Annotated in this window: 18 protein-coding genes and 3 tRNA genes; 8 read left to right on the top strand and 13 right to left on the bottom strand. The window is 70.8% G+C overall.

Features of this window, described 5'->3' with window-relative positions; genetic code table 11:
* Nucleotides 1-269: 269 nt before the first annotated feature.
* Together WME79_RS20295 and WME79_RS20290 are read right to left on the bottom strand one after the other, a co-directional pair.
* Complete coding sequence (locus WME79_RS20295; RefSeq protein WP_437538294.1) at nt 270-824, bottom strand: GNAT family N-acetyltransferase; 555 nt, start codon at nt 822-824, stop codon at nt 270-272.
* 109 nt (nt 825-933) lie between these two features.
* Nucleotides 934-2637, bottom strand: a complete 1704-nt coding sequence (locus WME79_RS20290) for a hypothetical protein (protein ID WP_437538293.1) — start codon at nt 2635-2637, stop codon at nt 934-936.
* A gap of 466 nt (nt 2638-3103) precedes the next feature.
* Between WME79_RS20290 and WME79_RS20285 the strand changes: the two genes are divergently transcribed.
* Nucleotides 3104-4534 carry a serine/threonine protein kinase gene (locus tag WME79_RS20285; RefSeq protein WP_437538292.1) on the top strand — a complete coding sequence of 477 codons (1431 nt, stop codon included), beginning with the start codon at nt 3104-3106 and terminating at the stop codon, nt 4532-4534.
* 33 nt (nt 4535-4567) lie between these two features.
* On the opposite strand, the gene WME79_RS20280 is transcribed toward WME79_RS20285, so the two are convergent.
* The 3 genes from WME79_RS20280 to WME79_RS20270 all read right to left on the bottom strand — a co-directional run bounded on the left by WME79_RS20280 (nt 4568) and on the right by WME79_RS20270 (nt 7696).
* The gene (locus WME79_RS20280; RefSeq protein WP_437538291.1) at nt 4568-5407 is read right to left on the bottom strand and encodes a hypothetical protein; all 840 of its coding nucleotides are present in this window, start codon (nt 5405-5407) and stop codon (nt 4568-4570) included.
* Nucleotides 5408-5588: 181 nt separating this feature from the next.
* The gene (locus WME79_RS20275; RefSeq protein ID WP_437538290.1) at nt 5589-6716 is read right to left on the bottom strand and encodes a carboxylate-amine ligase; all 1128 of its coding nucleotides are present in this window, start codon (nt 6714-6716) and stop codon (nt 5589-5591) included.
* On the bottom strand, nt 6713-7696 hold the full coding sequence (locus WME79_RS20270; RefSeq protein ID WP_437538289.1) for an ATP-grasp domain-containing protein: 984 nt from the start codon (nt 7694-7696) through the stop codon (nt 6713-6715). Before WME79_RS20270 ends, WME79_RS20275 begins: the two co-directional genes overlap by 4 nt.
* Before the next feature lie 390 nt (nt 7697-8086).
* On the opposite strand from WME79_RS20270, the gene WME79_RS20265 reads away from it, so the two are divergent.
* The 3 genes from WME79_RS20265 (at nt 8087) to WME79_RS20255 (ending at nt 8522) form a co-directional block, all read left to right on the top strand.
* A tRNA-Val gene (locus WME79_RS20265) sits at nt 8087-8158 on the top strand.
* A gap of 45 nt (nt 8159-8203) precedes the next feature.
* Nucleotides 8204-8280 (top strand) — tRNA-Asp (locus WME79_RS20260).
* 165 nt (nt 8281-8445) lie between these two features.
* Nucleotides 8446-8522 (top strand) — tRNA-Asp (locus tag WME79_RS20255).
* Nucleotides 8523-8746: 224 nt separating this feature from the next.
* Here WME79_RS20255 and WME79_RS20250 read toward each other — a convergent pair.
* The 3 genes from WME79_RS20250 to WME79_RS20240 form a co-directional block, all read right to left on the bottom strand.
* Entirely contained in the window at nt 8747-10285 is a 1539-nt protein-coding gene (locus WME79_RS20250; RefSeq protein ID WP_437538288.1) for a hypothetical protein, read from the bottom strand.
* 118 nt (nt 10286-10403) lie between these two features.
* Nucleotides 10404-11765 (bottom strand): sugar transferase, encoded by a 1362-nt coding sequence (locus tag WME79_RS20245; RefSeq protein ID WP_437538287.1) that lies wholly within the window; start codon nt 11763-11765, stop codon nt 10404-10406.
* Between the two features lie 434 nt (nt 11766-12199).
* Nucleotides 12200-13651: a hypothetical protein gene (locus WME79_RS20240; protein ID WP_437538286.1), complete on the bottom strand. Its 1452-nt coding sequence runs from the start codon at nt 13649-13651 to the stop codon at nt 12200-12202.
* A 329-nt stretch (nt 13652-13980) separates the two neighbouring features.
* On the opposite strand from WME79_RS20240, the gene WME79_RS20235 reads away from it, so the two are divergent.
* Nucleotides 13981-15279 carry a glycosyltransferase family 4 protein gene (locus WME79_RS20235; RefSeq protein ID WP_437538285.1) on the top strand — a complete coding sequence of 433 codons (1299 nt, stop codon included), beginning with the start codon at nt 13981-13983 and terminating at the stop codon, nt 15277-15279.
* 102 nt (nt 15280-15381) lie between these two features.
* On the opposite strand, the gene WME79_RS20230 is transcribed toward WME79_RS20235, so the two are convergent.
* Nucleotides 15382-15990: a hypothetical protein gene (locus WME79_RS20230; protein ID WP_437538284.1), complete on the bottom strand. Its 609-nt coding sequence runs from the start codon at nt 15988-15990 to the stop codon at nt 15382-15384.
* Between the two features lie 551 nt (nt 15991-16541).
* Here WME79_RS20230 and WME79_RS20225 point away from each other — a divergent pair.
* Nucleotides 16542-19070 carry a hypothetical protein gene (locus WME79_RS20225; RefSeq protein ID WP_437538283.1) on the top strand — a complete coding sequence of 843 codons (2529 nt, stop codon included), beginning with the start codon at nt 16542-16544 and terminating at the stop codon, nt 19068-19070.
* 59 nt (nt 19071-19129) lie between these two features.
* Here WME79_RS20225 and WME79_RS20220 read toward each other — a convergent pair whose 3' ends face one another.
* Nucleotides 19130-19438 carry a YciI family protein gene (locus tag WME79_RS20220; protein ID WP_437538282.1) on the bottom strand — a complete coding sequence of 103 codons (309 nt, stop codon included), beginning with the start codon at nt 19436-19438 and terminating at the stop codon, nt 19130-19132.
* 171 nt (nt 19439-19609) lie between these two features.
* On the opposite strand from WME79_RS20220, the gene WME79_RS20215 reads away from it, so the two are divergent.
* On the top strand, nt 19610-20527 hold the full coding sequence (locus WME79_RS20215; RefSeq protein WP_437538281.1) for a hypothetical protein: 918 nt from the start codon (nt 19610-19612) through the stop codon (nt 20525-20527).
* 153 nt (nt 20528-20680) lie between these two features.
* Here WME79_RS20215 and gloA read toward each other — a convergent pair whose 3' ends face one another.
* Nucleotides 20681-21082, bottom strand: a complete 402-nt coding sequence (gloA, locus tag WME79_RS20210; protein ID WP_437538280.1) for a lactoylglutathione lyase — start codon at nt 21080-21082, stop codon at nt 20681-20683.
* 47 nt (nt 21083-21129) lie between these two features.
* Nucleotides 21130-21603: a transcription elongation factor GreB gene (gene greB, locus WME79_RS20205; RefSeq protein ID WP_437538279.1), complete on the bottom strand. Its 474-nt coding sequence runs from the start codon at nt 21601-21603 to the stop codon at nt 21130-21132.
* A gap of 259 nt (nt 21604-21862) precedes the next feature.
* Between greB and WME79_RS20200 the strand changes: the two genes are divergently transcribed.
* Nucleotides 21863-23722 (top strand): acyl-CoA dehydrogenase, encoded by a 1860-nt coding sequence (locus WME79_RS20200; RefSeq protein WP_437538278.1) that lies wholly within the window; start codon nt 21863-21865, stop codon nt 23720-23722.
* A gap of 57 nt (nt 23723-23779) precedes the next feature.
* Here WME79_RS20200 and WME79_RS20195 read toward each other — a convergent pair whose 3' ends face one another.
* Nucleotides 23780-24265, bottom strand: a complete 486-nt coding sequence (locus WME79_RS20195; protein WP_437538277.1) for a hypothetical protein — start codon at nt 24263-24265, stop codon at nt 23780-23782.
* Between the last annotated feature and the right edge of the window lie 284 nt (nt 24266-24549).

The raw sequence follows: 24549 nt of genomic DNA, 5'->3' as shown, positions 1-24549 counted from the left end.
GTCGGGGATGCGGCCCGATCGGCCCTCAGGTGCATGAATTTGCTCGTAAAATCGAGCCGAGCTCCCCTGCCCGCCGCACCGGCCTTGGATCGCATAAGAAACATTATGTCAACTCGAGCGCCGGGGCGGTTTCCCGAGCCCCACGGCTGGCCCGAGCGCAGCCTGGGCGAACCCCGGCCCGGAGCCGTCGACGCTCTGAACCCGCGCCCCTTCGCCCGGGCACCCGCCAGTCTCAGCCGGCCCCGAGCGAACGACCCGCCCCGCCGGGTTCAGCTCTCGCCGCGCTCGTCGCCCCCGTCACCCTCGTCCAGCGCTTCAGGGCGTTGCGGCGGGATGGCCGCCCACAGGATCACCTCGCCGGCTCGGGCCGGCGGGCTCCCGGAGGCCTCCTGCTCGCTCCACCACGCGCGGACCTTCGCCGGCGCATCGTCGCCGAGCGGCTCGAAGCCCTTCTTCTCGTAGAAAGCCCAGGCCCAGCCCGCCTTGTCCCTACATCGCACCACGACCTGCTCCAGACCGAGCTCGCGCGCTCGCTCCTGGAACTCCGCGAGCAGCCGCGTGCCGATGCCGCCTCGCTGGTGGTCCGGGTGCACCGAGAGCTCCTCCAGGACTGCGACCCCAGGCGCCTCGTCGCGCCACGCCAGGTAGCCGGCTACCTCGTCGTCCGCCTCTGCCACGCGCACGTCGTGCCGCCGCGTCAGCGCGGCGAGTTCGGCGAGCGTCCGCGCCTCGATCTCCGCGAACCCAGGGCCAGCCTCGCGGTGCACCGCCGCCTGCTCCAGCGCCACGAGCGCCGGCAGCTGGGCCTCCTGCAGTCCTGTCACGCGGATCCGCTTCGGGGCTGTCCGTTCGTCATGCATCCCCCGAGGCTACCGCCGATGCCGCGGAACGCCCCACTTCTTGCCGAACGTGCTCCCGCGGCGCCGCGGCAGCTCAGCTGCGCAGCTGGAGCAGCCGCGCGATCGTCTCGCCGTCCCCAGGGCTCAGCGGGACGAGGATCCCGAGCGCTGCGCCCCGTGGCGGAGCGTTCCTTCCGTCCATCGGGACGAGCCGGAGCTCCCCGGCGCTCGAGATGCCGATCACCGCGATCCGCAGCGCCGGCAGCGGCTCGATCTGCGACGCGGGCAGCCGCGGCGGCGGCGCCTGCCATTCCCCTTCGTACGGCGGATCGTTCCACGACGAGTCCTCCGACGGGCCCCCACGATCGTCCGTGAGGGCTCCCTGCGACCAGGACGCCGCCTCCTCCGCGCCCTGGCCCTGCGCCGCGTCCGAGGGCTCCCCCGCCAAGGTCGGGTCTCCCTGCTGATCCGCAGACGCGATGCCATCGTCGGCTTCATCCGGCTCGGCCTCGGTCCAGTCGGCGCGGTCGTCGGACGCGTGGCCCGCCTGCGGCGCGGCGCCGGACGGCTTGCCGTCGCCCGCAAGCTGCTCCAGGGCGAGCATCGGCGTCTCCTCGTCCAGATCCTCGATCCGGAGCTCCATCAGCACCCGCTGCTCCTGCGGCGTCAGGGGGCGGCGCGCGGTGCCCTCATCGTCGGTGCTCGGCCAGAGCCCCGGGCGCCTCTCGGTCGCCTCGTGCGAAGAGCCCGCGCCGAGCGGGACCGCCGGCCGCCGCGCCAGCGCCGCGGCCATGGCCGTCGACGTCGGCACCGTCGCGCGCTGATCGGGCGGAGGATCGGCGTCGGCCGGCTGCTGCTCCCCGCCAGCACGCTCGCGCGCCGCGTCCAAAGCGCCCTGCCCCGGCTCGTGGCCAGCGAGTGCACCCGCGACCGGAAGCTTGACCGCCGGGACCTCCTCGGTCACCGCGGTGGTCGACGACACCCTCCCGTGGGGCGACGTCGCGAAGCCAGCGATCGCACGCGCGTTCGCCGGGGCAGCACGTCCAGGCGATCCCGTCGAGGCAGCCGCCCCCGGAGGGGCGCCGGTCTTCGTCGCCGCGGCGGGGCGCGCCGGGAGCCCTGGCGCGTGGCTGGGCGCGCGCGCCGCGGGCGACAGCTGGGTCGGGGTCACGTCGCGCAGGGCCGCGGCGCTCACCGGCGCAGGGGCGCGCCCCGGCACCACCGACGCCGGCCGGCCCGGCCCCGCCGCGGGCCTGGGCACGGCTCCGTCGCGGAACGCCGCCGCCGCGGACGCGATCGGCCCGGCCGGCGCATCGCCGGCAGGCGCGCGGACCGAAGGCGCCCGCATCGCCACGGGCGGCGCGCTCGTGCCCGCGCCGCCGCGCTCGGCTCGGCCTGCCTCCACGCCCGGCGGATGCGACGGTCGCGCCAATGCCCCCGGCGCGCTCGGCCTGGGCGGCGCCGCGCTCGCCGTTGCGGGAGGCGCGCCGGACGCCTGGGGAGGCGCGCTCAAGCTCGCATTCGGCGGCGCGCTCGCGGTCGTGGGCTGCGACGCCGTGGCCGTATCCGCCTCGAGGGCCGCGATCTTCTGCGCCACCTCCGCGGCGGCCTTGAAGAGCTCGAGGGCGCGCAGGTCGGCGTTGGCATCCGAGGCCTGCTCCGCGGCGCGGCGCAGCCATTTCAGGGCCTCGTCGCGCTCTCCGCGCCCCCACAGCGCGGTCGCGGTCGACAGCGCCCAGTGCACGTCTTCGTTGTCTTCGTCGTGCGGCGGCGGGATCGGGCGCAAATTGGCTTCCATGAGGCCTCGTCGAGCAGGTCGCTCACCGTGTATCACGACTCCAGCGCCCGCGTCTTCAACGCGAGCTGGCGCACTTTTCGCACCTTTACGCGCACTTTTACACGCGTCTTTACACGCAACGAATCATTCCCTTTCGCCGCGCTCCGTTCCCATCGGTTCGCATCCGTTCCGATCTCCTCGCGCGACACATCGATCGCCCTGGCCGCGCTCGCCGCGTCCTCTCTTCGGGCCGCGCTCGCCTACCCTCTGCAGCGATGCGTCCCTCCGAGGCGCCTTCGCCCCCGAGCTTGAGGTCCGTATACGCTTCGTGGCACCCTGGCTTTGCGGGACCTCCTTCGTGACGTGCAGGCGCGATGGCGCTGCGTCGCTCCGGCAGACGTCGAGGCTACGGGCCTCCACGAACGTAACGGTGGCACTCGAGCCCTACCCCTCCAAACTCCGCCTCCCCATCCAGTAGGACCACCGCGTGCAGATCCTGTCGGACCTCAAGCCTGGAGACACGCTGGGCCGCTACGAGCTCCTCATGCCGGTCGCCCGCGGAGGGATGGCGGCCGTCTGGGCGGCGCGCCTCGTGGGATCCCGCGGCTTCCAGAAGATCGTCGCCATCAAGACGATGCTGCCGGAGTTCGGCGACGACCCGGCCTTCGAGGCGATGTTCCTCGACGAGGCGCGCCTCGCGTCTCGCATCCGGCACCCCCACGCGGTCGAGATCGTCGAGCTCGGCGACGAGAACGGCGTGCTCTACATCGTGATGGAGTGGGTCGACGGCGACACGATCGCCTCGCTGAACAAGCTGGTGAAAACGACCGGCGGCGTCCCCCTGCCGATCCTCCTGCGCATCGCCTCGAGCATCTGCGCCGGCCTGCACGCCGCGCACGAGCTGCGCGACGACGAGGGCAGGCTCGTCGACCTCGTGCACCGCGACATCTCCCCGCAGAACGTGATGGTGTCGTTCGACGGCATCGTGAAGATCGTCGACTTCGGCGTCGCCAAGGCCACGGGCCGCCTGCACGAGACGCACGTCGCCGGCCAGCTCAAGGGCAAGATCCCGTACCTCTCGCCGGAGCAGCTCACGTCAGGCAAGGTCGATCGGCGCGCCGACATCTTCTCGCTCGGGGTCCTCCTCTACACGACCCTCAGCGGCTACCACCCGTTCCGCGGCAAGACGGACGCGAAGACGATGGAGAACATCATTCGCTTCGCCCCCGTCCCCATCCGCGAGCTCGTGCCGGACGTCCCCTTCGATCTCGCGGTGGCGATCGAGCGCGCGCTGGCCAAGGATCCGGCGGACCGCTGGAGCGACTGTGCGTCGTTCCAGCGAACGCTCGACCAGATCGCGATCTCTCTCGGCACCCCGGTCACGGAGGGCGACGTCGGCCGCTTCGTCCGCGAGACGCTCGGGGACGCCGTGACCGAGCGCCGGAAGAAGCTCGCGACGGCGATCCAGCTCGCGGACAGCCGCTTGTCGGCGCGGGGGGAGCTCCGCTCCACGTCCGGGCGGCGAGGCGAGCCGCGCAGCAGCAAGCGGCCGCCCGCCGGGAACACGCCGCTCCCCGCCACGTTCGCCGGCATCCTCCCCGTCTCCCTCGACGAGCCGCCGCCCAAGTCCTCCTTCCCGCCGCCACCCTCCAGCCGCAAGCTGCCGGTCAAGTCCGCGCCTCCGGCCCTGATGACGCCGGCGCCTCGCCGACGGCGGCGGTGGCCCCGCCGCATCTTCCTGGCCTTGGTGGTGGTCCTGCTGCTCGTCTCGGGGGCGGCGCTCGCCGCCCGCGCGGGCCTCCTGCCCGTGCCTGGGGAGGTCCACGACGCCCTTCGCGACGTGCGCGCGCTCCTGCGCGGCGCGCGCGAGCTGCTCCGCGGCGTCCTCGAGCGGCTGAGCGCGCTCCTGGCCGATTAGCGCGGACCTGCGCCGACTAGCTCCGCGCGGCCGTCACTTGATGCCGGCGGACGGCTCCGGCAGGCAGACGCCGAGCGCGCAGAGCAGCAGGTTGACGTCGCCCGCCGCGCAGTACACCTGCCGCGCGCAGTAGTCGTCGTAACCGCACAGCTGATGGCAGGACGCCTCGTTCCCGAGCTCCCCGGTGAACGTCATGCAGGACCAGCCGCTCGACAGCCAGAGCCCCTCGGGCCGCTTCGTGTCGAAGAGGCACGCGTCGGCGCGCGTCTCCGGGTCGAACACCTCCGCGGTGCAGGCGTCGCCTCCGGACAGCTTGCCCCGCGCGGCGGACATCGTGTTGAGCAGGTAGGTCACGTCGCACGCCTGCTCCGAAGCCGAGTCGCGCGCGATCCGGGCGCGCAGCTCGTCCTTCCTCGCGGCGTAGGACCGCACCGCGCGGATCGCGCTCGTGACCTGGTTGTTGCCGCCGTCGGGCTTCGTCCCCTCGGCGAGCGCCGCCAGCACCTTCTCGACCAGCTGCTCCGCCTCCGGATCGGCGCCCGCGGAGCCGTCCTTCGCGTAGCCGAGCCGGATGTACGACGGCGGCGTGCGCGGCGTGCACGGCTTCGCGTGCGCCCAGAGCTCCTCGCTCACGATGGGCGGCCGCTTCGTGAACGGCTGCTTGCAGACGCCCACCGATCCGGGCGGCAGCGAGCCGGAGGCCCGCGGCGTCGGCTGCCCAGGACCTTCGTTGACGTACTCGGTCGACGCACAACCCGCGGCGACGGACAGCGCGAGCAGACTGCCCACCGAGAGAGCTGCGACGCAGCGATGCGGAGCGTTTCCCACGGCCGCACGGTAGCAGAGCCGGCGCGCGAGCAGAAATTCTCGCACGGAGGCGCGCCTCGGCCGGCGGCCACCCCGGCCGGCGGCCGCCTCGCGATGCGTCCCGCCATCCCGCCGCCCCTGCCCCGCCGAGCGCCTCCGCCGGAGCTGCCCGCGGCCGGGAGGAGGGCTCCTCCCGGCGCGCGGCATCCCCACGGCGGCGGCCTCCGCCGCCGGGCCGCTCGGGGCCTTACAGGCCGAGGCTCGACTGCTCGATCAGATCGTCGACCACGGCGGGGAAGCTCTTCGTCCGGGCGTAGACCGTGAGCTGGCGATCCGCGCTCGTCCCTTCGCGGAGGATCGTCCGGATCCGCTCGAGCTCGCCCTGCGACCCGAAGATCTCCGCCGACTCCTGCACGAACTCGAGGAGCTCGCCGACGAGGTGGCGGACGGGGACCTGCTCCTGCTTCCCGAAGTCGATGAGCTGCCCGTCGAGGCCGTAGCGCACGGCGCGCCACTTGTTCTCCTCGATGAGCTCCTGCCGGTACTCGCGGAACCCGAGGTTGCGCCGGTAGAGGAGGTAGAGCTTGCCCATGACGGCCTGGACGAGCGCGGCCAGCGCCACGGTGTCGTCGAGGCGCGTGGTCATGTCGCAGATCCTGACCTCGACCGTGTCGAAGAACGGGTGCGGGCGGACGTCCCACCAGATCTTCTTCGCGTTGTCGATGCAGCCCGTCTTCGCGAGCAGATCGACGAAGCGCTGGAAGTGGCCGTACGACTCGAAGAGCCCCGGGATCCCGGTGCGCGGGAAGCGCTTGAAGATCTCGCTGCGCGTGCTCTTCAGCCCCGAGGGGCGGCCGAGCCAGAACGGCGAGCTCGTGGAGAGCGCGAGGATGTGCGGCAGGAAGTAGCGGACCTGGTTCGCGAGGGCCATCGCCACCTCGCGGTCCTTGACGCCGACGTGGACGTGCAGCCCGAAGATGAGGTTGGCGCGGGCGACGTCCTGCAGGTCCTCCACGATGCACCGGTAGCGCTCGCCGTCGGTGATGTCCTGCTTCTTCCAGTCGCTGAACGGGTGCGTCCCGGCCGCGACGATCCGCATCCCCCCTCGCCGCGCGAGCGTGTTCAGGCTGCCGCGCAGCTCGGTGAGCTCTCCCCTCGCCTGCCGGATGTCCCGGCAGACGCCGGTGCCCGTCTCCACGACCGACTGGTGCATCTCCGGGCGGGCCCGGCCGCGCAGCAGCTCGTGGCCCGGCCCCCCCTCGAGCAGCTGGCTCACGTACGACCGCAGCTCGCGCGTCTCCGCGTCGACGATCTGGAACTCCTCCTCGATGCCCAGCGTGAACTGGCCGTCGAGGAGCCCCTCGACGTCGGTCATGACGAGGCCCCGAGCCGAACCTTGCCCACGGAGGGCCGGACGAGCCTCGACCACGCGTAGCTGTCCCTCGTCCGCCGGTCGCCTCGCGAGCACTCCACGGCGAACGCGACCATCCAGTCGACGGCGATGTTGAAGTACCGCTCCCGCAGGTGCTCGATGTGCATGTCCGGCGCCGGGTTCGTGAAATCGATCGCGTACGGGACGCCGTCGCGGATCGCGAACTCGATCGAGTTCATGTCGTAGCCGAGCGCCTTGTTGATCTTGATCGCGTCCTCGATGACGCGGTCGTGCAGCGCCTTCGGGAGCCACCGCTCGTTCTCGTGCTGCACGTAGCAGCCGCGGAGCCCCGTGGGGCCGATCGCCCTGGGGTCGTACTGGATCGGGAGGATGCGATCCTTCCCGACGCAGATGCAGCGGACGTAGTCGTCGAAGTCGATGAACTCCTGCAGGGTCATGACGTTCTGCCCCGAGGCGTTGTAGGCGGCGAGCAGCTCCTCCTGGCTCCGCACCACCGACACGTCCTTCCACCCGCCGCCGTCCGCGGGCTTGAGGATGGCCGGGAAGCGCACGTAGTCGATGATCGACTCCCAGTTGAGCGGATACTCGAGGTTGCGGAGGCTGCGCTCCTTGACGATCGCCGGGATGTAGTCGCGCTGGGGCAACATGACGGTGCGCGGCGTCGCGATGCCGATCTGCGACGCCAGCGAGTAGCCGAAGAACTTGTCGTCCGCGCTCCACCAGAACGGGTCGTTGATCACGCACGCCCCGCCGAGCGCGGCGGCCTTCAGGTAGAAGCGGTAGTGCTTCACCTCCTGGCTGATCCGGTCGATGAGCACCCGGTACGGGCTCTCGAACCGCTCGGGCGTCCCGCCGAGCTTCGCGATCTCCGCCCGGACGCCCGGAATCTTGTTGCACCTCTCGAGGAAGGCCTGAGGGAACGACTGTTCCCAGCCGACGAGGATGCCGATCTTCTCCGCCATACGTTGCTTACTCCTCCCACTACGCCTACACGCGGCTGGCGCCGCTGACGCACAGCGTAGCGCGGATACATAGGAATTTTACGCTGGAAGTGTGTCGATGAGTCAGGTTGTCGCACGGTCCAACAGCTCTGTTCGCACGTCCGTTGAGCGTGTTCGTGACGGCGCTTGCACTCGCAGCAAACGAGCGACACGAGGCGTGGAAGGCGTGGACGCGGATCGCGAAGGCGGCGGCCGGGCCCGGGGGCGGGCCCGCGTGACGGCGTGCGGCGCGCGGCGAAAGCCACGGAGATCCCAGGTCAGACGCTGGTTCGATCAGCCAGGGACGGAGGCCGCGAGAAATAAATCTTGACGGACTCCGTTCGGCGAGTACAGTCGCGCACCTCTCCGACGGGGCGGGTAGCTCAGCGGCAGAGCGTCGGCCTTACAAGCCGATGGTCGCAGGTTCGACCCCTGTCCCGCCTACTTCCTGGGTTTAGGGGCCTGGGTGATCTGTAGTGATGTCAGTCTGGGGTGGTAGTTAAGTTGGTTATAACGCCGGCCTGTCACGCCGGAGGCCGCGGGTTCGAGTCCCGTCCACCCCGCCAGCTTTCTTCCTGTCATCTGAGTCGATGCTCGCCTGAGCCTCCCTCGGTTGGCTTGCATCGCTCGGTGCAGGCCAGATGAGGAGGTCTGGCTCCTGGCGAGCTTGCTCATGGGAAGCAAAGCCGAGCTGGCTCGGCGCTCGCTGAGCGATCGTATCCCTGACATCTGGGGTGGTAGTTAAGTTGGTTATAACGCCGGCCTGTCACGCCGGAGGCCGCGGGTTCGAGTCCCGTCCACCCCGCCAACGCTTCTTGAATCTCCGACGCGCCGCCGTCCGCCGTCACGCGCCGCTCCTCTGACGGGCCGGGCGCTTCAGGCGTGGCGAGCAAGATGTCGCGCCTCGAGCGGGGTGCAGATCCGTGTGATACGGGCTCAGCCGCTAGGCAGGCGAGTGAGGCGTACGAAAGTACGCCGCAGCGAGCCGAACGACGCGGATGAGCCCGTAGCGCACGGAGATGCGCCCCGCTCTCAGTCGTCGCGCTGCGAGAGCGTGAGCAGCGCCTTGACCTTCGCGTACGAGATGTAGGGGTTGTCCTCGCCGCCCCCGAGATCGTCGGCGTCCTCGCCCGCGCCCTGGGCCCGCACCGGGATCCAGAGATAATCCGGGTGGAGCTCCTTGCCGTTGATCCCGTTCACGATCGAGGGGTTCTTGATCCACTCACCGCCCAGGATGGTGAGGTTCTCGTCGAGCTCGAGCACGTAGTGCAGCTCCGACACGGAGAGCGGGACGGTGCGCTGCTCGGGCGGCGTGAGCAGCGTCTCGCCGGTGACCGAATCGGAGATCATCCAGAAGCGCGCGGCGACGCGGACGAAGCGCGTCGCGCCCGGGTTGAACCTGTAATTGTAGCAGTCGGCGCCCGCATACGCGCCGCCGCACAGGAGCCGCGCGGCCTGCCGGGCGTCCACCTCCTCGATGACATCGATCGAGAACTGCTTCACGGGGAAGCTCCACACCTCGACGTCCCAGGTGTGGTCGACGATGAACATGAGCTTCTGTCGCTGGGTCGAGTCGCCGTGGAGCGGCTTTTGTCCGACCCCGAGCAGCCCGGTCATGGCCACGTGCATCGTGGCCGGGTTGAGGTCGCGGCAGGCGGGGTCGATGGGCCTGCCGTAGACGTCGCGCATCGTCCGATCCGCCCGCGTCTCGCAGCGACGCCCCGAGAAGGTCACCGAGTCGCTGAAGTAGAGCTCGCTCATGAGCGCCTCGATGTCCGCCATGCGGAACAGGACGCAGCCGGTCTCCGGCGTGGCGCACTCGGTCACCGTCGTTCCGGAGAGCTTCACTCGGACGTCGCGGCGCGGCCCGACCCCCTCGGCGGCGACGTAGGCCGACCATCCGTTGCAGTGCCCCCACCAGTACTCCGGGTAGACACCCTGGTATAGCCCATGATGCTGTAGCTCCCAGCGCGTGGCCGGGCCGGCCACGACCACCGTCGGCTGGATATAGGGAGGATTGCGCAGGTAGGGAGGCCTCCTGAGGTCGTCCATGCTCCACGAGGCGATGCCCCCGAGGGTCTCCATCTGCCCCGAGTGGAACAGGACATCGTATTTCTCGACGGGAGAGATGTTGTCCGGGTCGGAGATCCGGTCGGAGTAGTTCTTGTTGGCCGAGTTCCAGCGATCGGCGATGCCGTTCTGCCGCTGCGGCCACCAGTTCGAGGCGAACGCGGTCGACTGCGCCTCGCCTTCCCGGAGCGTCGAGTTGAGCTGGAGCAGGGAGCCCCGGAGATCGGGGTGCAGGTGCGAGGGCAGGTTGGCGCCGTCGAGCGCCTCGCGGCCGCCGGTTCGAGGGATGAGGAGCTGGTGCGCGCCGCCGAGGATCTGGCCGGTCTCGGGCGAGAAGCCGAGCACATAGGGCAACTCTCCGCCTTCCATGAAGCGGAAGGTCGAGACATTCAGGCTGCTCTCCGCGGCGGCGACGCTCTCTCCCGGCGCCGGGTCGAGCTGCGCGCAGCCCTGGACCAGAAGCACCGAGCTCACGACGCTCGCCCTCATCCACGTCTTCATCGCCGAATCCCCCCGGAGACCGACGCCCGCCGATCTCTGGCGCGTGCTCTGCAGAGGGCGCGCCACCGGGCCCGGCGTTAAAGAGCGCAGCCATTGCACGGCGCGACCGCCGGATCATTCACCGTGCGCCGATGCGCCAGAGCACGACCTTCACGGTGTCGATGAGGATGGAGATATCGAACCAGAGCGAGAAGCTCTTCATATAATAGAGGTCATACTGGAGCTTCTCCAGCGCGTCCTCGGCGGACGCGCCGTAACGGCAGCGCACCTGTGCGTGCCCCGTCACTCCTGGCTTCACGAAGAGCCGCTGCCGGAAGAAGGGGATTTGCTTCTCCAGAGCGTCGATGAACTCGGGGCGCTCGGGCCGCGGCCCCACCATGCTCATCTCGCCGACGAGCACATTCCACAGCTGCGGCAGCTCGTCGAGCCGCGTCTTCCGGATGAACCGCCCGACGCGGGTCACGCGCGGATCGTTCTCGGTGGCCCACGCCGCCCCGTCCTTCTCAGCGTCGGTCCTCATCGAGCGGAACTTGTGGATCCTGAACGGCTTCCCGAGAGCGCCTGTCCGGATCTGCGAATAGAGCGCCGGCCCCCTGGAGTCGAGCTTCACCAGGGCGGCCGTGAGCGCCATCAGCGGGAGCGCGAGGACGAGCCCGGCGGTCGCGCACGCGACGTCGAAGACCCGCTTCGCGATCCGCGTCCGCCGCCGCACGCTGAACCCGTGAGAGAAGATGATCTGGCTCGGCTTCAGCTCGCGCACGCAGATCTTGCCGGTCACCCGCTCGTAGAAATCCATGCCCTCCTCGATCTCGACGCCGCGGAGCTTCAGATCGAGCAACTCTTCCAGCGGGAAGGCGGCGCGGCGATCGGACGTCGCCACGATCACCGCCCCGACGCCGCGCTGCTCGACGAGGCGCCGGAGGTCACGGTACCTCCCCGCGATCTCGGCCTCGTCGATCGGCTCCTCGTCTCGGACGAGCCGGCCGGCGAGGCGCAGCCCGAGGACCTGTCCATCCTTCCGGATGAGGGCCGCGCACGAGCGGGCGAGCTCGCCTGAGCCCAGCACGACCGCGCGCTTGGAGAAGCTCTCGCTCCTCATCACCCGATCACACGCCGCGCGCCACGCGGGGAGCACGAACGCCGCCGCCCCGAGCGACGTCAGGAGCACCCGGTCGCTGATCTGCGCGTCCGGCACGAGCCAGAACGCGAGCCACAGCACCACCGCCGCCAGGCCGAGCGCCCGGAACGTCGTCAAGAACAGCGCCCGTGCCCTGGGCGGCTCGGGCCCGTACAGGCCATGATAGTAGAGCGACGCCAGAGCGACCAACGAGATGCTCGCTGTCCGTCCGAAGCGCTCCCCTTCAAGCGCGTGCTCCCAGCCCACGAGCACGCCCGGCGCGCAGCACACCAGGAGCGAGAGCAGGCTGGCCTCGACAAACCACACCATGGCCCGGCGCGGCGACCGGAACAGCTCCAGCATCGTCCCTCCACTCGTCGGCCCCGGGCGGTCGCGCGCGACGGCGCGTCGCCTCTGGCGGGGCACATACGGTTGTAGTTGAACCTACACTAGAGCAGACCGGGGCAGACTGCCAGATGCCTCCGACGAATCTCATTTCATGACGGCGGACTGAGCCGCCGCGCGCGAGGTCGGGCGCGGCGAAATTGGCGCTTTCGCGGCCGGGTTGCGCCGATGACGTGCGGGTTGTCGTGGGGAGTCGCCGCGCGAGAACGCCGGCGACGGATTGCATACGTCGAGTCCTTAGCGGTACGTGGACCGAGGCTGAGCCGCCGCGCGCCACGTCAGGGGGGCGCCGCTCGGTGCACGGTAGTCTCGCCGGCTACGCGGCGGCTGAGCCGTCGCGCGGGTGGGCGCGCCGCTCCCCGCGGAGAGGGCGATTGGCGTGTCGAGGGGGCTTATCGCGCGTCGCGCGTCGCGCGAGGACCGGCTTGCGCGTCGCGCGCGGGCGGGGCCTCGCCGGAGGCGTCGCCGCCGTCGACGGGCTCGCGGTCTGGCTCGGGCGCCTGCCAGCGGCCGGAGGGCATCCCCTGGATCATCGCGCTGCGGCGCTCGTCGTCCCATGCGCTGTCGGGATCGCGGCGCAGCGTCCGGTGTCGATCCGTCGATAGCGTCCCCGAGATCCCGGCGCTGACGATGCTCCGCAGCGAGCCGCCGGCCCCGCCTTCGCTCGGCGCCGGATCGAGCGTGGCGCGCACGTACTCCAGATCGACGCCGCCGCTCAGCGCGAGCCCGCGCCAGAGGGGATAGGAGATCTCCGCGCCCGCGAGCGCCGTGGTCGTGGACAGCGACCCTTCCCTGGAGGGCACCGGCGCGCCGGGGGTGAGGTGGAGCGGCGGATTGGCGGCGACGGGGGCGCTGCCGGTCGAGAAGCGGGCGACCCCAGTCACGATGAGGTCGCGGGTCGCGCCGCCCCGGGCGGGCCGAAAGCTCGCTTCGAGGGAGGCCTCGTGCTCGTGTCCGAATCCGATCCTCGGCCCGAGCGACGTGTAGGCATAGGCATAACCCGCTGTCAGCCGATAGCGCTCCTCCACGTAGGTGAGCCCGAGCCGCGCCGCCGGCGCGATCACCGCGTCGCGCGACGACAGCACGGGCGGCGGGCTCGCGACGGTCACGCCGCCGGCGACGCGCGTCGAGACGTTCCGCGTGAGCTCGTGAGACTCGGAGAGGAGCGCGGCGCCGGCGTGGACGCGGGCCGCGCCACGCGTGAGATCGGTGTCGAGCAGCGCGTGACGGTACTGGGTGACCTCGTACCGGAGCTCGGGTGTCAGCGTGTCCAGCGCGCCAAGGTCGAACGAGGTGCTCACCTCGGCGCGCCCCGTGTGCGCGTCGATACCGACCGCGGCAGGGTCGTCGGCCGAGAGCGCGCCCGCCTGCTCGTAGCCGACGCCGACGCGCACCGAGGAGCGCCGCGACGCCGTGATGGAGAGGGCCGGCGCGGCGGAGAGCGTGTATTGCAGGCGATCGCCGGACAGGAAGGGATCGCGCGCGGCGAGCGCGTCGTCGGCCCGCACGCCGAGGCGCGTCGCGAGGTAGCCGGCCGCGGCCATGGAGAGGTCCGTGAGCGGCGAGAGCGCCCAGCCCGCTCCCCCGCCGAGCCGCGCCGAGGCGCTGTCGGAGGGCGTGAGTCGAGCCGAGCCGAGCGAGACCTGAAATACCCGCTCATAGCTGCCATCGACGCTCAGTCCATAACGAGACACCTCGCCCCGGAGAGAGCCCTCGAGCGAGCCCACGACGCCAGCCATCAGCGCTCCCGAGCCCACGTCCCCGACGTTCGACGCCACGCTCTGCTCCACCGCCGCCCGCGCCGTCACGTCGGAGTCCCACATCGGCAAGACGAACGAGAACACGCGCCCCCTCGCTGTCGAGCGGCAAGCCCCGCGGCACAGAGCGACCCGAATCGGCCGCCCTCCTCCCCTCCCCGGCAGCACGCCCGGCGCCCGGAGCGTCCCACGTTCGATGATGTTTGCAACATTACAAATCTGGCCTCGGCGTGCGCGTCCCACGGCGTGCTGCGCGAGGGTCTGCGCGGCGCCGCCAGGGACGCTCTGGAGCGCGGGCCAGGCTGTGCAAGGTGCGCGCTCGCGGTGTGGACGTGCGCCGACAGGGCAGGACGGACCCAGGAGTCCATGGCAGCCCCGCTGAGGGCGGACCCATCGAATGTAACAAATATTACACCATGAAGCGTGGTGTGAACGTGGATATGAAGGAGGCGGGCTGGCCGAGGCCGCTGCGCGTCCTCTGGGTGACGCGCATCTTTCCGAACCGGGTTGAGCCGCTGTCGTGCGCGTTCCAGCGGCAACAGCTCGCGGCGCTGTCGCGCCGGTGCGCGGTGGAGGTGCTCGCGGCGATCCCGTACCACCCGGGCGTATCGCTCCTGGGCGAGCGCACGCGCCCGGGCCGGCTGGTGGCGGTGCCTGCGCGCGACGAGATCGACGGCGTCCCGGTGGTCCATGCGCGCGCGCCGTACCTCCCGGGGGCCGGCCGGGTGCTGGCGCCCGTGAACGCGCCGCTCTACCTGGCGGGGCTCCTGCCGTACGTCCCGCGGCTGCGGGGACGGTTCGACGTCGTGCTGGGGGCGTGGCTCTACCCCGACGCCTGCGCCGCGGCGCTGCTCGCCCGGATGCTCGGCCTCCCTTACGCGGTGAAGGCCCACGGCACGGACGTGAACGTCGTGGCGCGCTGGCGCTCGGTGCGGCCGCTCGTCGGCAGCGCGCTCCGGTCCGCCGCATGCGCCATCGGCGTGAGCCGGCCGATGGTCGAGGCGCTCGTGGCGCTCGGCGCGCCGAAGGAGCGCGCGGTCCTCGTCCGCAACGGGGTCGACCGCGCGCTCTTCCGCCCTGCCGACCGGCGCGCTGCCCGGCGCGAGCTCGGGCTCCCGGCGCGCGGGCGCATCGTCACCTTCGTCGGGCACGTCAGCCGGGAGAAAGGGATCCACGAGCTGCTGCGCGCGTTCGAGGCGCTCGGCAGGGACGGCCGCGACGGAAGCGACCCTGTCCATCTCGTGATCGTCGGCGACGGTCCAGAGCGGGCCGCGGTCGAGCAGGCCGCCGCACGTCGCGATCGCGAGCGCGCGCCCGCCGATCTGGGCGAGGGACGCGGCCGGATCATCGCGGTCGGGGCGCGGCCGCTCTCCGCGGTTGCCCGCCACCTCGCCGCGACGGATCTGCTGGCGCTTCCGAGCTGGGCGGAAGGAACCCCGAACGTGGTGCTCGAGGCGCTCGCGGCCGCGCGCCCTGTGGTGGCCACGCGGGTCGGGGGCATCCCGGATGTGGTGACGCCGGGGCGCACCGGCCTGCTCGTCCCGTCGCGCGATGCAGGGGCGCTCGGTCGGGCGCTCCGCGAGGCGCTCGCGCGAGCCTGGGACGAGGACGCGTTCGCCGAGGCGGCGCCGCCGTCGTGGGAGGAGAGCGCCGAGGCGCTGCGGCGGCTTCTCGCGCGGGCGGCGTTCGGGGACGACGGGCGGGCCGCCGCCTAGTTCCCTGTCAGAAATCCCGTCAGGGATTGCTGACACGGAACAAGCGCGGCCGCGAAGCGGACGCTGGGGTTCGGGGCGAGGCCCCGAGGAACTAGAGGCGGATCACCACGAGATCGACCACGTGCACCGCGGCGCCCCGCGGTGCCTGCAGGTCGTATGCTCGACCGAGCTGCGCTTGCTGCCCAGGAGCGCGAGTCCCGCCTCGACCCAGCCCGAGATGCCATGGCCGCACATGTAGAGCGGCAGGCCGCCGCCCGAGAGCGTCGCCCTCCCCGCGGTGTCGCTGATGGCCGTCGCGCTGAAGTCGCCGTACTTGAAGTAAGTCTTGTACATGAGGCCGAAGCGCTTGAAGAGCACCGACGGCGAGCCCCCCGCCGCCATCGTCTTGTAGGTCGTCGTCAGGTCCTTCCGGGCGACCTCCGCGCCGAAGAAGCGCATCTTCTCCATCCTGCCGCCGAAGAGCCCGTGCAGGAGCGCGCAGTCGATCTCGAGGAGCGGCGCCATGTCGTGCCAGGCCAGAGGCATCGGCGGATCGTCGAGGTAGCGGGCCGCCTGCGGCGAGAGCTGGCGGCTCAGATCCGCCACGACCCGCTCGCCATAGTTCTGCCGCAGGGCCTCGGCGCGGGAGCCGATCAGGGTGCCCTTCACGAGATTCCCCTCGCGGAGGACCTGAGGATCGCCAAGGAACTGGGTGGAGTCTGGCGTCGGCATACTGCAGAGCGCTCCTATCTTCGCCGAGTATAGCGGCAGATCCGCGCGGAGGTGTGGCGGATTCGCGTCATGTGCCCTCGAGCCTCGATGCGCGTGTCCTAGGTGGTTCCGAGGTTCCGAGGTGTCCGAGTCTTCCGGGGCCGTGGAGGGGCGCGGAGGCGAGGGCTCACTCCGCTCGGTATTTCGATTGCGCTCGCTATTTCGACGTCGCCGCCGTCCTGCCCCGCGAAGCGCGAGCGCCGCCTCGGCCGCGATGGCGTCGCCTCATCAGGTGAATGGTATGCAGCATTACCACCGACGCGACGTGCGCGGCGCCGTCCTCCGCCGGTCGAGCACAGGGATGAAGCGCGCGTCTCTGCCCGAGGTCTGATGAAGTCGCCACGCGCGAGCCGCTCGGTGGTGGCGTCGATGTTGGCCATGTGACACGGACGAAGACTGCTCATTCCTGGTGACGCGCGGCGCACGCAAAGATTCGGCACGACGCGTGCTGTTCAGCGTGGGTCAACGCTGGCTGGCGCGGCTGTTCGCGCCCAGCGATACCGAGAACCAGCATGCGACCGATTCACCACATCCTCACCGCCGCGGTGCTCTCTCTGGGCCTTGTCGGGGCGCCGGGGCGCGCCGCCGCGCACCCTGTCGCCGGTCACCCGCGACTCTGGCTCACGAACGAACACCTCCCAAGGCTGCGCGGGTGGGCCGCGGACAGCCGAAACCGCATGTACACGGAAGCCATGGTGCCCGCGCTCCGGGGTGCGATCGCAGCGTACGAGAGCCGGTTCTATCCGTATGGCCGGCCAAACCCGACGTGGCCTGACGGCGGCACCAACGCCTACGAGCAGTATCCGACCGAGGCGTTTGCCGAGTTTTTCGCATTCATGTCGCTCATCGATCCCGACGTCGCGGCCCGCCCCACCCACGCCGTCAGGGCGCGCAACCTCTTGATGTATGCCATCGAGGAGGCGAGCAAGGGGAGAGCCGACGGCCAGCCGTTCCGCCGCCCGGGGTTCGCCACCGGCGATCGCTCGCGCTGGTGGGGTGAAGGGTTCCCGCTGACGGTCGACTGGATCTATAGCGCGACAGACAGCGGCGGCCGTCCGGTGCTCTCCGCCGGCGATAAGGCCAAGATACGGCAGGTCTTTCTCCGGTGGATTGACGACAACCTCCACGCCTCGACGGCGGGCAACGAGCACCCCCACCCGGTCGGCGTCATGAACGATCCGGCGCTTCTCCGCGATCCGCTCCAGCTCAGGTGGGCTGCGAACAACTACTATCTTGGCCATCTGCGCCAGGTCACGCTGATGTCGCTCTCGATGGACGAAGCGGACGACCCTCCGCTCGATCCAAGCGCGCCGGCGGGGACGCTCGGCAACACGCTGCGCAGCTATCGCGCGGACGCGACGGGCGCGTGGCTCTACCAGGCCTTCGCCGTCTTCGAGGCCTCCGAGACCGCGGCCAAGCAGCTCGGGGTCCCGTCCGACGGGCTCGGCGTGGCCAGCGGCGGCCTGCCCGTGGAGGGCTTTCTCTACGGCGGCGGCGTCGCGACCCTCCACCAGGCGCTGCTCGGGCTCTATACGGCCGGCTACGGCGCCCAGGCCCAGTCAGGGCCTCAGATCGGGCTGCTGCGCAGCGGATACTGGGACCGCTTGACGGACGGGTTCCTGCATTCGATCGCGCCGGGCCCGGTCACCTATCCGTCGAGGACCGACCTCGGGCCGGTCTACGAGATGGCGAACTACGGCGACACGCTGCAGGTCTGGGTCGAGCCGCGCTTCGCGGAGCTGTTCGGCTCGCTGGGCGTCTACGACCAGCTCACTGGCAACACCGCGCGCTTGCAGACGTCGCGCTGGATCGTGGCCAACACGATCGCGGGCGGCGCGCCCGAGCTCTACGCGCGCACGTCCAAGATCTGGGGCTCACCCGCCCCGAGCCGGGCGATCCTGAGCTTCATGCTCTTCGATCCGGCCGCGCCGCTCCCCGCCGATCCTCGCCCGGCGATGCCCACCGCCTTCTTCGAGCGGGCACAGGGACGCGGCTCCCTCCGCGCGCGCTCGGACTGGACGACGGGCGCGACGTGGTTCACCTGGCGGTGCGGCTGGGTCGCCATCAACCACCAGATCGGCGATTGCAATCAGATCGAGCTCTACCGGAAGGGAGAGTGGCTGACGAAGGAGCACACGAGTTACTCGGACAACCTGATCGGGGCCACGACCGACTACCACAACACCCTCTCCCTGCAGAACGACAAGCCGTCGAACATGCGCTGGTTCGAGAAGGAGATCGTCGCGCGAGGCGGCCAGTGGCGCGAGGGGCGCGCCGCCGGCGATCCGATCACGCGCATGACCCGGGGCGCCGGCTACGTGTTCGCCGAGGGGATAGCGACGGATCTGTACAACACCCGCGAGAACGTATGGACGCCCACGGACGCCGCCCGCGACATCGTCCATGCGAGCCGGTCGGTCGTCTGGCTGCAGCCCGATCACGTGGTCGTCTACGACCGCGCGACGTCGCGCACCGCCGGCCGGTTCAAGCGGTTCAACTTGATGACCACCTCGGCGCCGCGGATCGCCGGCCGGACGGCCAGCGCTGTGACCCCGCGGGGGCAGACGCTGTTCATCCAGAGCCTCTTGCCGCGGAACGCCCGCATGGCGGCCGTGCCGGTCGAGAACGTCGACAAGCCGGCGGCGATGGAGCCGACGACCCACCGCCTCGTCGTGGAGGATCAGAGCGCTCCGACGGACGTCCGCTTCCTGCACGTGCTGCAAGGCGCGGACGCGGGCGCGGCGATGGATACAGCGACGCGGATCGACAGCGCGCAGGGCTCGGGCTTCGACGGCGCGCTCGTGGCAGGCACGGTCGTCCTCTTCCGCTCGGATCTGCGCTCGGACCCGCAACCGCGCTCGGCGCCGCTGTCCTATCAGGTGCCTCGCGCGACCTGCAGGCACGTGATCACCGGCCTCCTGCCGAAGGCCGGCTACGACGTGGCGGTCGTCGCCCGGGAGCCGGAGCTCGCGATGCGCATCACGCCCGGCGGGCGCACCACGACGGACGATTCGGGCGTGCTCTCGTTCGACACGCCGTAGCGCGCAGCGCGCGGCCGACCACGCGGACGGCGCCGGGGCGATGAAAAGCGCGGCCCCCTTCAGGGCTTCGGGGCGAACACCCTGTCGAGCTCCTCCTTTCCGAACACCGGCGCCCACGGCAGGAGCTCGTACTGCGCCAGCCCCTTCTCCGTGAAGGGATCGCCGTCCCGGATCCGATCCAGCGTCGCCCCGGCCGCCTCGTCGGGCACCCGGAGCAGGAGCGCCCCGCCGTAGCGGGGATCGAGCGGCCCTGACACGAGCACGAGTCCCTGCTCCATGAGCCCCTTCAGATAGGCGCGGTGGGCGTCGACGGCCGTCAGCACCTCGTCGAGCGGACGTCTGTAACGAATGATCGCAATCGCGTACATGATGTCGTGAGTCCTCGCGCCGCAATCTACCAGAGCACAGCGCGCCCGGCCGGAGAGTCTGTTCGTGCCAGGGCGCCCTCCAGCCGAGCCTCCCGGCGGCAATCGCGCGGTCCCCCTTTCCCTTCGCGCTCCCGTCTGGCAGTGTGCGCGCCCTCCGCTGGAGACACCTGTATGGCGCGACCCCCGAAAGCAGCATCTGCTCCCGTTCTCCCGTCCTCGCCGGCCGCTGCGCTCGCTGCGTACGCCCGCGTTGAGCCGAAGCTCCTCGAGCTCGGCCCCGACGACCTCGTGACCGTCTACGTCGAGGTCCCCAGGGCCGTGAGCTCCGTGCTCTCTGCCCTGCCCCACCTGCGCGAGCTCCGCGACGAGATCGTCCGGGATCTCCCGAACCATCCGATCGCGATGCTGGACGAGCTCGAGGACTACGTCCTCGCGGCCTGGTACGCCGATCTTCTCTACAGCACGCCCGCGAGCGAGCTCGACACGAAGAAGCTCACCGAAGAGGCCGGCACGCTGCGCGAGGCGCTCCTCGTCGCCGCCGAGGCGCTCGGTCACAGGAACCTGCTCGACAAGCAGCGCGTCGCCGACATCCGCAAGGGCAAGGGGCACGCAGATCTCGCGAGCGATCTCATCGCCCTGGCCGAGCTCTTCCGCGGCTCCTGGGACAAGGTCCGCGCGAAGACGGCGGTCGAGGACGAGGAGCTCGAGCGCGCCGCGGATCTCGGCGTGCGCCTCCTCGCCGCGCTCGCCGCGAAGCCCGGCAAGGGCTCGTCCGCGGCGCCGAAGATCACCGACGCCGGCGATCGCCGCGCCCGCGCGATCTCGCTGGTCGCGAAGGCGTACGAGGAGTGCCGCCGCGCCGTCGCGTACCTGCGCTGGCACGAGGGCGGCGACGGCGACCTCGCCCCATCGCTGCTGCAGAAGCCGCGCGGTCGACGCCCGAACGCCGAGAAGGCCGCGGCGGCCGCGAGCGGCGCCTCGTCCGAGGCGCCGGCCAAGGCGCCCGACGAGGAGGCGTCCGCGGCAGAAGGCGGCGCGCTCTCGTCCTCCGAGCCGGCGAACGACGCCGCGCCGGTCGTGAGCGCCTGATCGCCCGCGCCTCGCGGATTTGAAGCGAGCGCGCAGCAGGGACAAAGCGCGGGCAGCACGGAGGCTCCTCTGGGCCTCCGGCCGCTCCGCGCCCTCCCCTGCCTCGACGCGCCTCGCCGACCTCGATCGCCGGGCTCGATGTCCCGGCTCCGGCTACCGGCTCTGGTTCCGGCTCGACTCCTCGATGAGCTCGACCTTGTAGCCGTCCGGATCCTCGACGAACGCGATCACGGTCTTGCCGTGCTTCATCGGGCCCGGCTCGCGCGTGATCTTCCCGCCCGCCGCCCGGATGCGGTCGCAGGCCCCGCGGATGTCGTCGACCCCGAGCGCGACGTGCCCGTACGCCGTGCCGAGCTCGTATTTGTCCACGCCCCAGTTGTACGTGAGCTCGATCTCGGCGTGCTCGGGGTTCTTCCCGTAGCCGAGGAAGCAGAGCGTGAACTTGCCCTCCGGGTAGTCCTGCCGCGACAGGAGCTGCATCCCGAGCACGTCCCTGTAGAAGCCGATCGAGCGCTCGAGATCGCCGACCCGAAGCATCGTGTGCAAGATCCTCATGCCGATTCCCGTCTCCTTCTTCTCCGGCCCTGGCGCCCGCGCGGCGCTCAGCCGTAACGCACCGAGATGAGCTCCATCTCCGCCTCGCCCGCCGGGCGGCGCACCGTGATCACGTCCCCCGCGCGCTTGCCGAGGAGCGACCGACCGACCGGAGAGCGCCAGCTGATGCGCCCTGCCGCGCTGTCGATCTCGTCCTCGCCCACGATCTGGTACGTGTGGCGCGCGCCGTCCTCGTCCTCGATCTCGACCGTCGCCCCGAAGAAGACCTTGTCGCCGCGCTGCTCGGACGGATCGACCACGACGGCCTTCTCCAGCCGCTTGGTCAGGAAGTGCATCCGCCGGTCGATCTCGCGCAGCTTCTTCTTGCCGTAGATGTACTCGGCGTTCTCGGAGCGGTCGCCCTGCGCCGCCGCGTCGGCGACCTCCTGGACGATGCGAGGCCGCTCCACGGAACGAAGCCGCGCGAGCTCTTCGGACAGCCTCCTGGCCCCGCTGGGCGTGATGTAAGCCGGGTCGGACATGGTCGATCGCGAGCGAGCCTACGCCGCGCCGCTCGCCAGTTCAACGCCATGGATCCCGGCGCGGGAGCCCCGCCGAGGACCCGCCTCGGATGCCCCGATCTTCATGGATCTCCACGAGATTCTCCACATGTTGCGGACGGCTGTTGACGCGCCGCGGCGACATGCTAGGCGAATGCAGAACTGTGCCGCAGCTGCGCGGAAGACCGGGAAGGGAACCGGCTGCCAGCGCCTCCCCGCCGCGGCAACGAGGAGGTCTCCCATGTCGAACGCTCAAACCCACCAGAACCGCTACAAGGCCGACCTCCGCGAGATCCGCTTCCTCCTCTTCGAGCAATTCCGCCTGGACGAGCTGCTCGGCAGCGCCCCTTACGATGCGTGGGGGCGCGACGAGGTCGGGATGGTCGTCGACGAGGCGTACAAGTTCGCGTGCGATGTCTTCGGCCCGCTCAACGCGGTCGGCGATCGGGTCGGCTGTCGCATCGAGGAGGGGCAGGTCAAGACCCCTCCGGGGTTCAAGGACGCGTGGGACAAGCTGTATGAGGCCGGGTGGAAGTCGGTCTCGGTCTCGCCCACCTACGACGGCCAGGGCGGTCCCTTCACGCTCTACACGGTGGTGGAGGAGTTCCTCTGCGGCGCGAACGCGGCGCTCAACATGTATCCCGGGCTGACGTACGGCGCGGCCGAGGTGATCGAGCACTTCGGGACGCCGAGGCAGCGCGACCTCTTCTTGAAGCGGATGTACGGCGGGCAGTGGAGCGGGACGATGTGCCTGACCGAGCCCCAGGCCGGGTCCGACGTCGGCTCGTCGCGGACCACCGCGGTGAAGCAGAAGGACGGCAAGTACCTCATCCGCGGCACGAAGATCTTCATCTCCGGCGGCGATCAGGACCTCACCGAGAACGTCGTGCACCTCGTGCTCGCCCGCGTCGAGGGCGCGCCCCCCGGCACGAAGGGGCTCAGCCTCTTCGTCGTGCCCAAGTTCCGGGTGGACGACGACGGTTCGCTCGGCGGATCGAATGACGTCGTCGTCGGCAACATCGAGCACAAGATGGGCATCAACGGATCGTCGACGTGCGTGCTCAACTTCGGCGAGAGCGACGCATGCCTCGGGGAGCTCGTCGGCACCGTCGAGCACCAGGGCATGCCGCAGATGTTCCGGATGATGAACGGCGCGCGCATCTCCGTGGGCCTGCAGGGCGTATCGGTCGCGTCGTCGGCGTACCTGAACGCGCTCGAGTACGCGAAGGATCGCAAGCAGGGCTCATCGATCCTCCAGTGGAAGGACGCGACCGCGCCGCGCGTGCCGGTCATCGATCACCCGGACGTGCGGCGGATGCTGCTCGACATGAAGAGCCGCGTGGAGGGCATCCGCGCGCTCATCATCAAGCTCGCGCGCCACCAGGACGCGGTCGCCGTCTACCAGGGCAAGGACGACCGCGCGGCCGCCTACAACCAGGGCCAGGTCGATCTGCTCGTACCGCTCGTGAAGGCCTACTCGTCCGACCAGGCGTTCCGCGTCTGCGAGACGGCGATCCAGACCTTCGGCGGCGCCGGGTACACGAAGGACTACCCGGTCGAGCAGTACTGCCGCGACGCGAAGGTCTTCTCGATCTACGAGGGCACGAACCACATCCAGGCGATGGACCTGGTCGGGCGCAAGCTCGGCCAGGGCGGCGGGGTCAACCTGCAGGCCTTCCTGAACGACGTGGCCGAGTTCGTGAAGGCCAACGAGAAGCACCCCGTCCTCGCCGCGAGCATCAAGGAGCTCCGCGAGGCGCACGAGGCCGTCGCCGGCACCGCGATGCGGCTGCTCTCGTGGTTCCAGATGGGCAAGATGCCGATGGTGCCGCTCGCGGCGAACCGCTTCCTCGAGATGATGAGCGAGCTCGCGATCGGCTGGCTCCTGCTCGACGGCGCGGTCATCGCGCTGAAGGCGATGGAGGGCCTCCCGGCCGGCGACGCCGGCGCGAAGGACCGCGCCTTCTACGAGGGCAAGAAGCACGCTGCCATCTACTTCGCGGCCAACGTGCTGCCGCACGCGAAGTTCTCCGCCGAGATCCTCGGGCGCGAGGACTCGTCCGCGCTCGACATCCCGGCCGACGCGTTCGCGACCGTCTGACCTTCCTCCCCGCGCCGGCCCCGCCTCCGGGCGGGGGCCCGGCCGCGCGGCGCGGGCTCACTCGGGGACGGTGAGCCGCTCCGCCAGATCCCGGACGGGCACGGGCATCGTCGCGTCGCGCGAGACGGCCATGATCTCGGCGCGGAGCGCGCGGACCTCCGTCAACCGGAGCCACGAGAGCGCGAGCCGCGTCATGCTCGGCAGGCCTCTCGCGAGCACCGCGCGGACGACGTCGGTCGCGGGGAACGAGAAGGCCACCTCCTCGGGGGGGAGGCCCGCGGCCTTCGCCGCCTCCTCGATGCTCGCGTCGAAGTCGTCCCGCTTCGTTTCCAGCACCTCGAAGAAGGCCCGCCCGCCCTCCGGCGCGATGGCCTGAGCCGCCCCGCCGCCTTCGGGCGCGAAGACCCAGGCGCCCGAGCCGTCCAGCCCCACCCGGGCGCCGGACTCCAGCGTGACGAGCGGCAGGAAGCGACCGCCTTCAATCGGCTCGCCGCCGCCGGCCTCGATCAGCTCGCGCACGAGGTCCCTCAGCTTCGCGCTCATGGGCCGATGTTCGCACGGAATACCCGGCGATGGGCAACCGGGCCGACACGCCCCGCGGCGGCAGGCGCGGGGCGGGCGCGCGCTCACGCACGCCGTGGCGCTCGTCTCCTCCCCACCCGGGCGACCCCTCCCCCGTCCGTGCGGCGCCCCCGGCGAGCGCGCATGTGGCCGGGCGGGCGTGGCGATCGCGCCCGGCGGCCGCGTAGGTCGCTTTGCTTGGAAAACGCGCAGGGCTGACCGGAATAGGAATACTATGAGGATTCGATTCAAGGTTGATGCACGCG

This window comes from Sorangium sp. So ce726 (genome assembly GCF_051521405.1).
In the GTDB taxonomy this organism is placed as follows: domain Bacteria; phylum Myxococcota_A; class Polyangia; order Polyangiales; family Polyangiaceae; genus Sorangium.
The sequence above is the reverse complement of the archived record's forward strand: the minus strand, read 5'-3'. Positions and strand labels throughout refer to the sequence as shown.

Bases quoted from the DNA above. Each gene is read 5' to 3' on its own strand.
- WME79_RS20235 (WP_437538285.1), top strand. From the start codon at position 13,981: ATGAAGCGTGGTGTGAACGTGGATATGAAGGAGGCGGGCTGGCCGAGG.
- WME79_RS20225 (WP_437538283.1), top strand. From the start codon at position 16,542: ATGCGACCGATTCACCACATCCTCACCGCCGCGGTGCTCTCTCTGGGC.
- WME79_RS20245 (WP_437538287.1), bottom strand. From the start codon at position 11,765: ATGCTGGAGCTGTTCCGGTCGCCGCGCCGGGCCATGGTGTGGTTTGTC.
- gloA (WP_437538280.1), bottom strand. From the start codon at position 21,082: ATGAGGATCTTGCACACGATGCTTCGGGTCGGCGATCTCGAGCGCTCG.
- WME79_RS20195 (WP_437538277.1), bottom strand. From the start codon at position 24,265: ATGAGCGCGAAGCTGAGGGACCTCGTGCGCGAGCTGATCGAGGCCGGC.
- WME79_RS20275 (WP_437538290.1), bottom strand. From the start codon at position 6,716: ATGACCGACGTCGAGGGGCTCCTCGACGGCCAGTTCACGCTGGGCATC.
- WME79_RS20250 (WP_437538288.1), bottom strand. From the start codon at position 10,285: ATGAAGACGTGGATGAGGGCGAGCGTCGTGAGCTCGGTGCTTCTGGTC.
- WME79_RS20200 (WP_437538278.1), top strand. From the start codon at position 21,863: ATGTCGAACGCTCAAACCCACCAGAACCGCTACAAGGCCGACCTCCGC.
- WME79_RS20270 (WP_437538289.1), bottom strand. From the start codon at position 7,696: ATGGCGGAGAAGATCGGCATCCTCGTCGGCTGGGAACAGTCGTTCCCT.
- WME79_RS20290 (WP_437538293.1), bottom strand. From the start codon at position 2,637: ATGGAAGCCAATTTGCGCCCGATCCCGCCGCCGCACGACGAAGACAAC.
- WME79_RS20220 (WP_437538282.1), bottom strand. From the start codon at position 19,438: ATGTACGCGATTGCGATCATTCGTTACAGACGTCCGCTCGACGAGGTG.
- WME79_RS20215 (WP_437538281.1), top strand. From the start codon at position 19,610: ATGGCGCGACCCCCGAAAGCAGCATCTGCTCCCGTTCTCCCGTCCTCG.
- WME79_RS20230 (WP_437538284.1), bottom strand. From the start codon at position 15,990: ATGCCGACGCCAGACTCCACCCAGTTCCTTGGCGATCCTCAGGTCCTC.
- greB (WP_437538279.1), bottom strand. From the start codon at position 21,603: ATGTCCGACCCGGCTTACATCACGCCCAGCGGGGCCAGGAGGCTGTCC.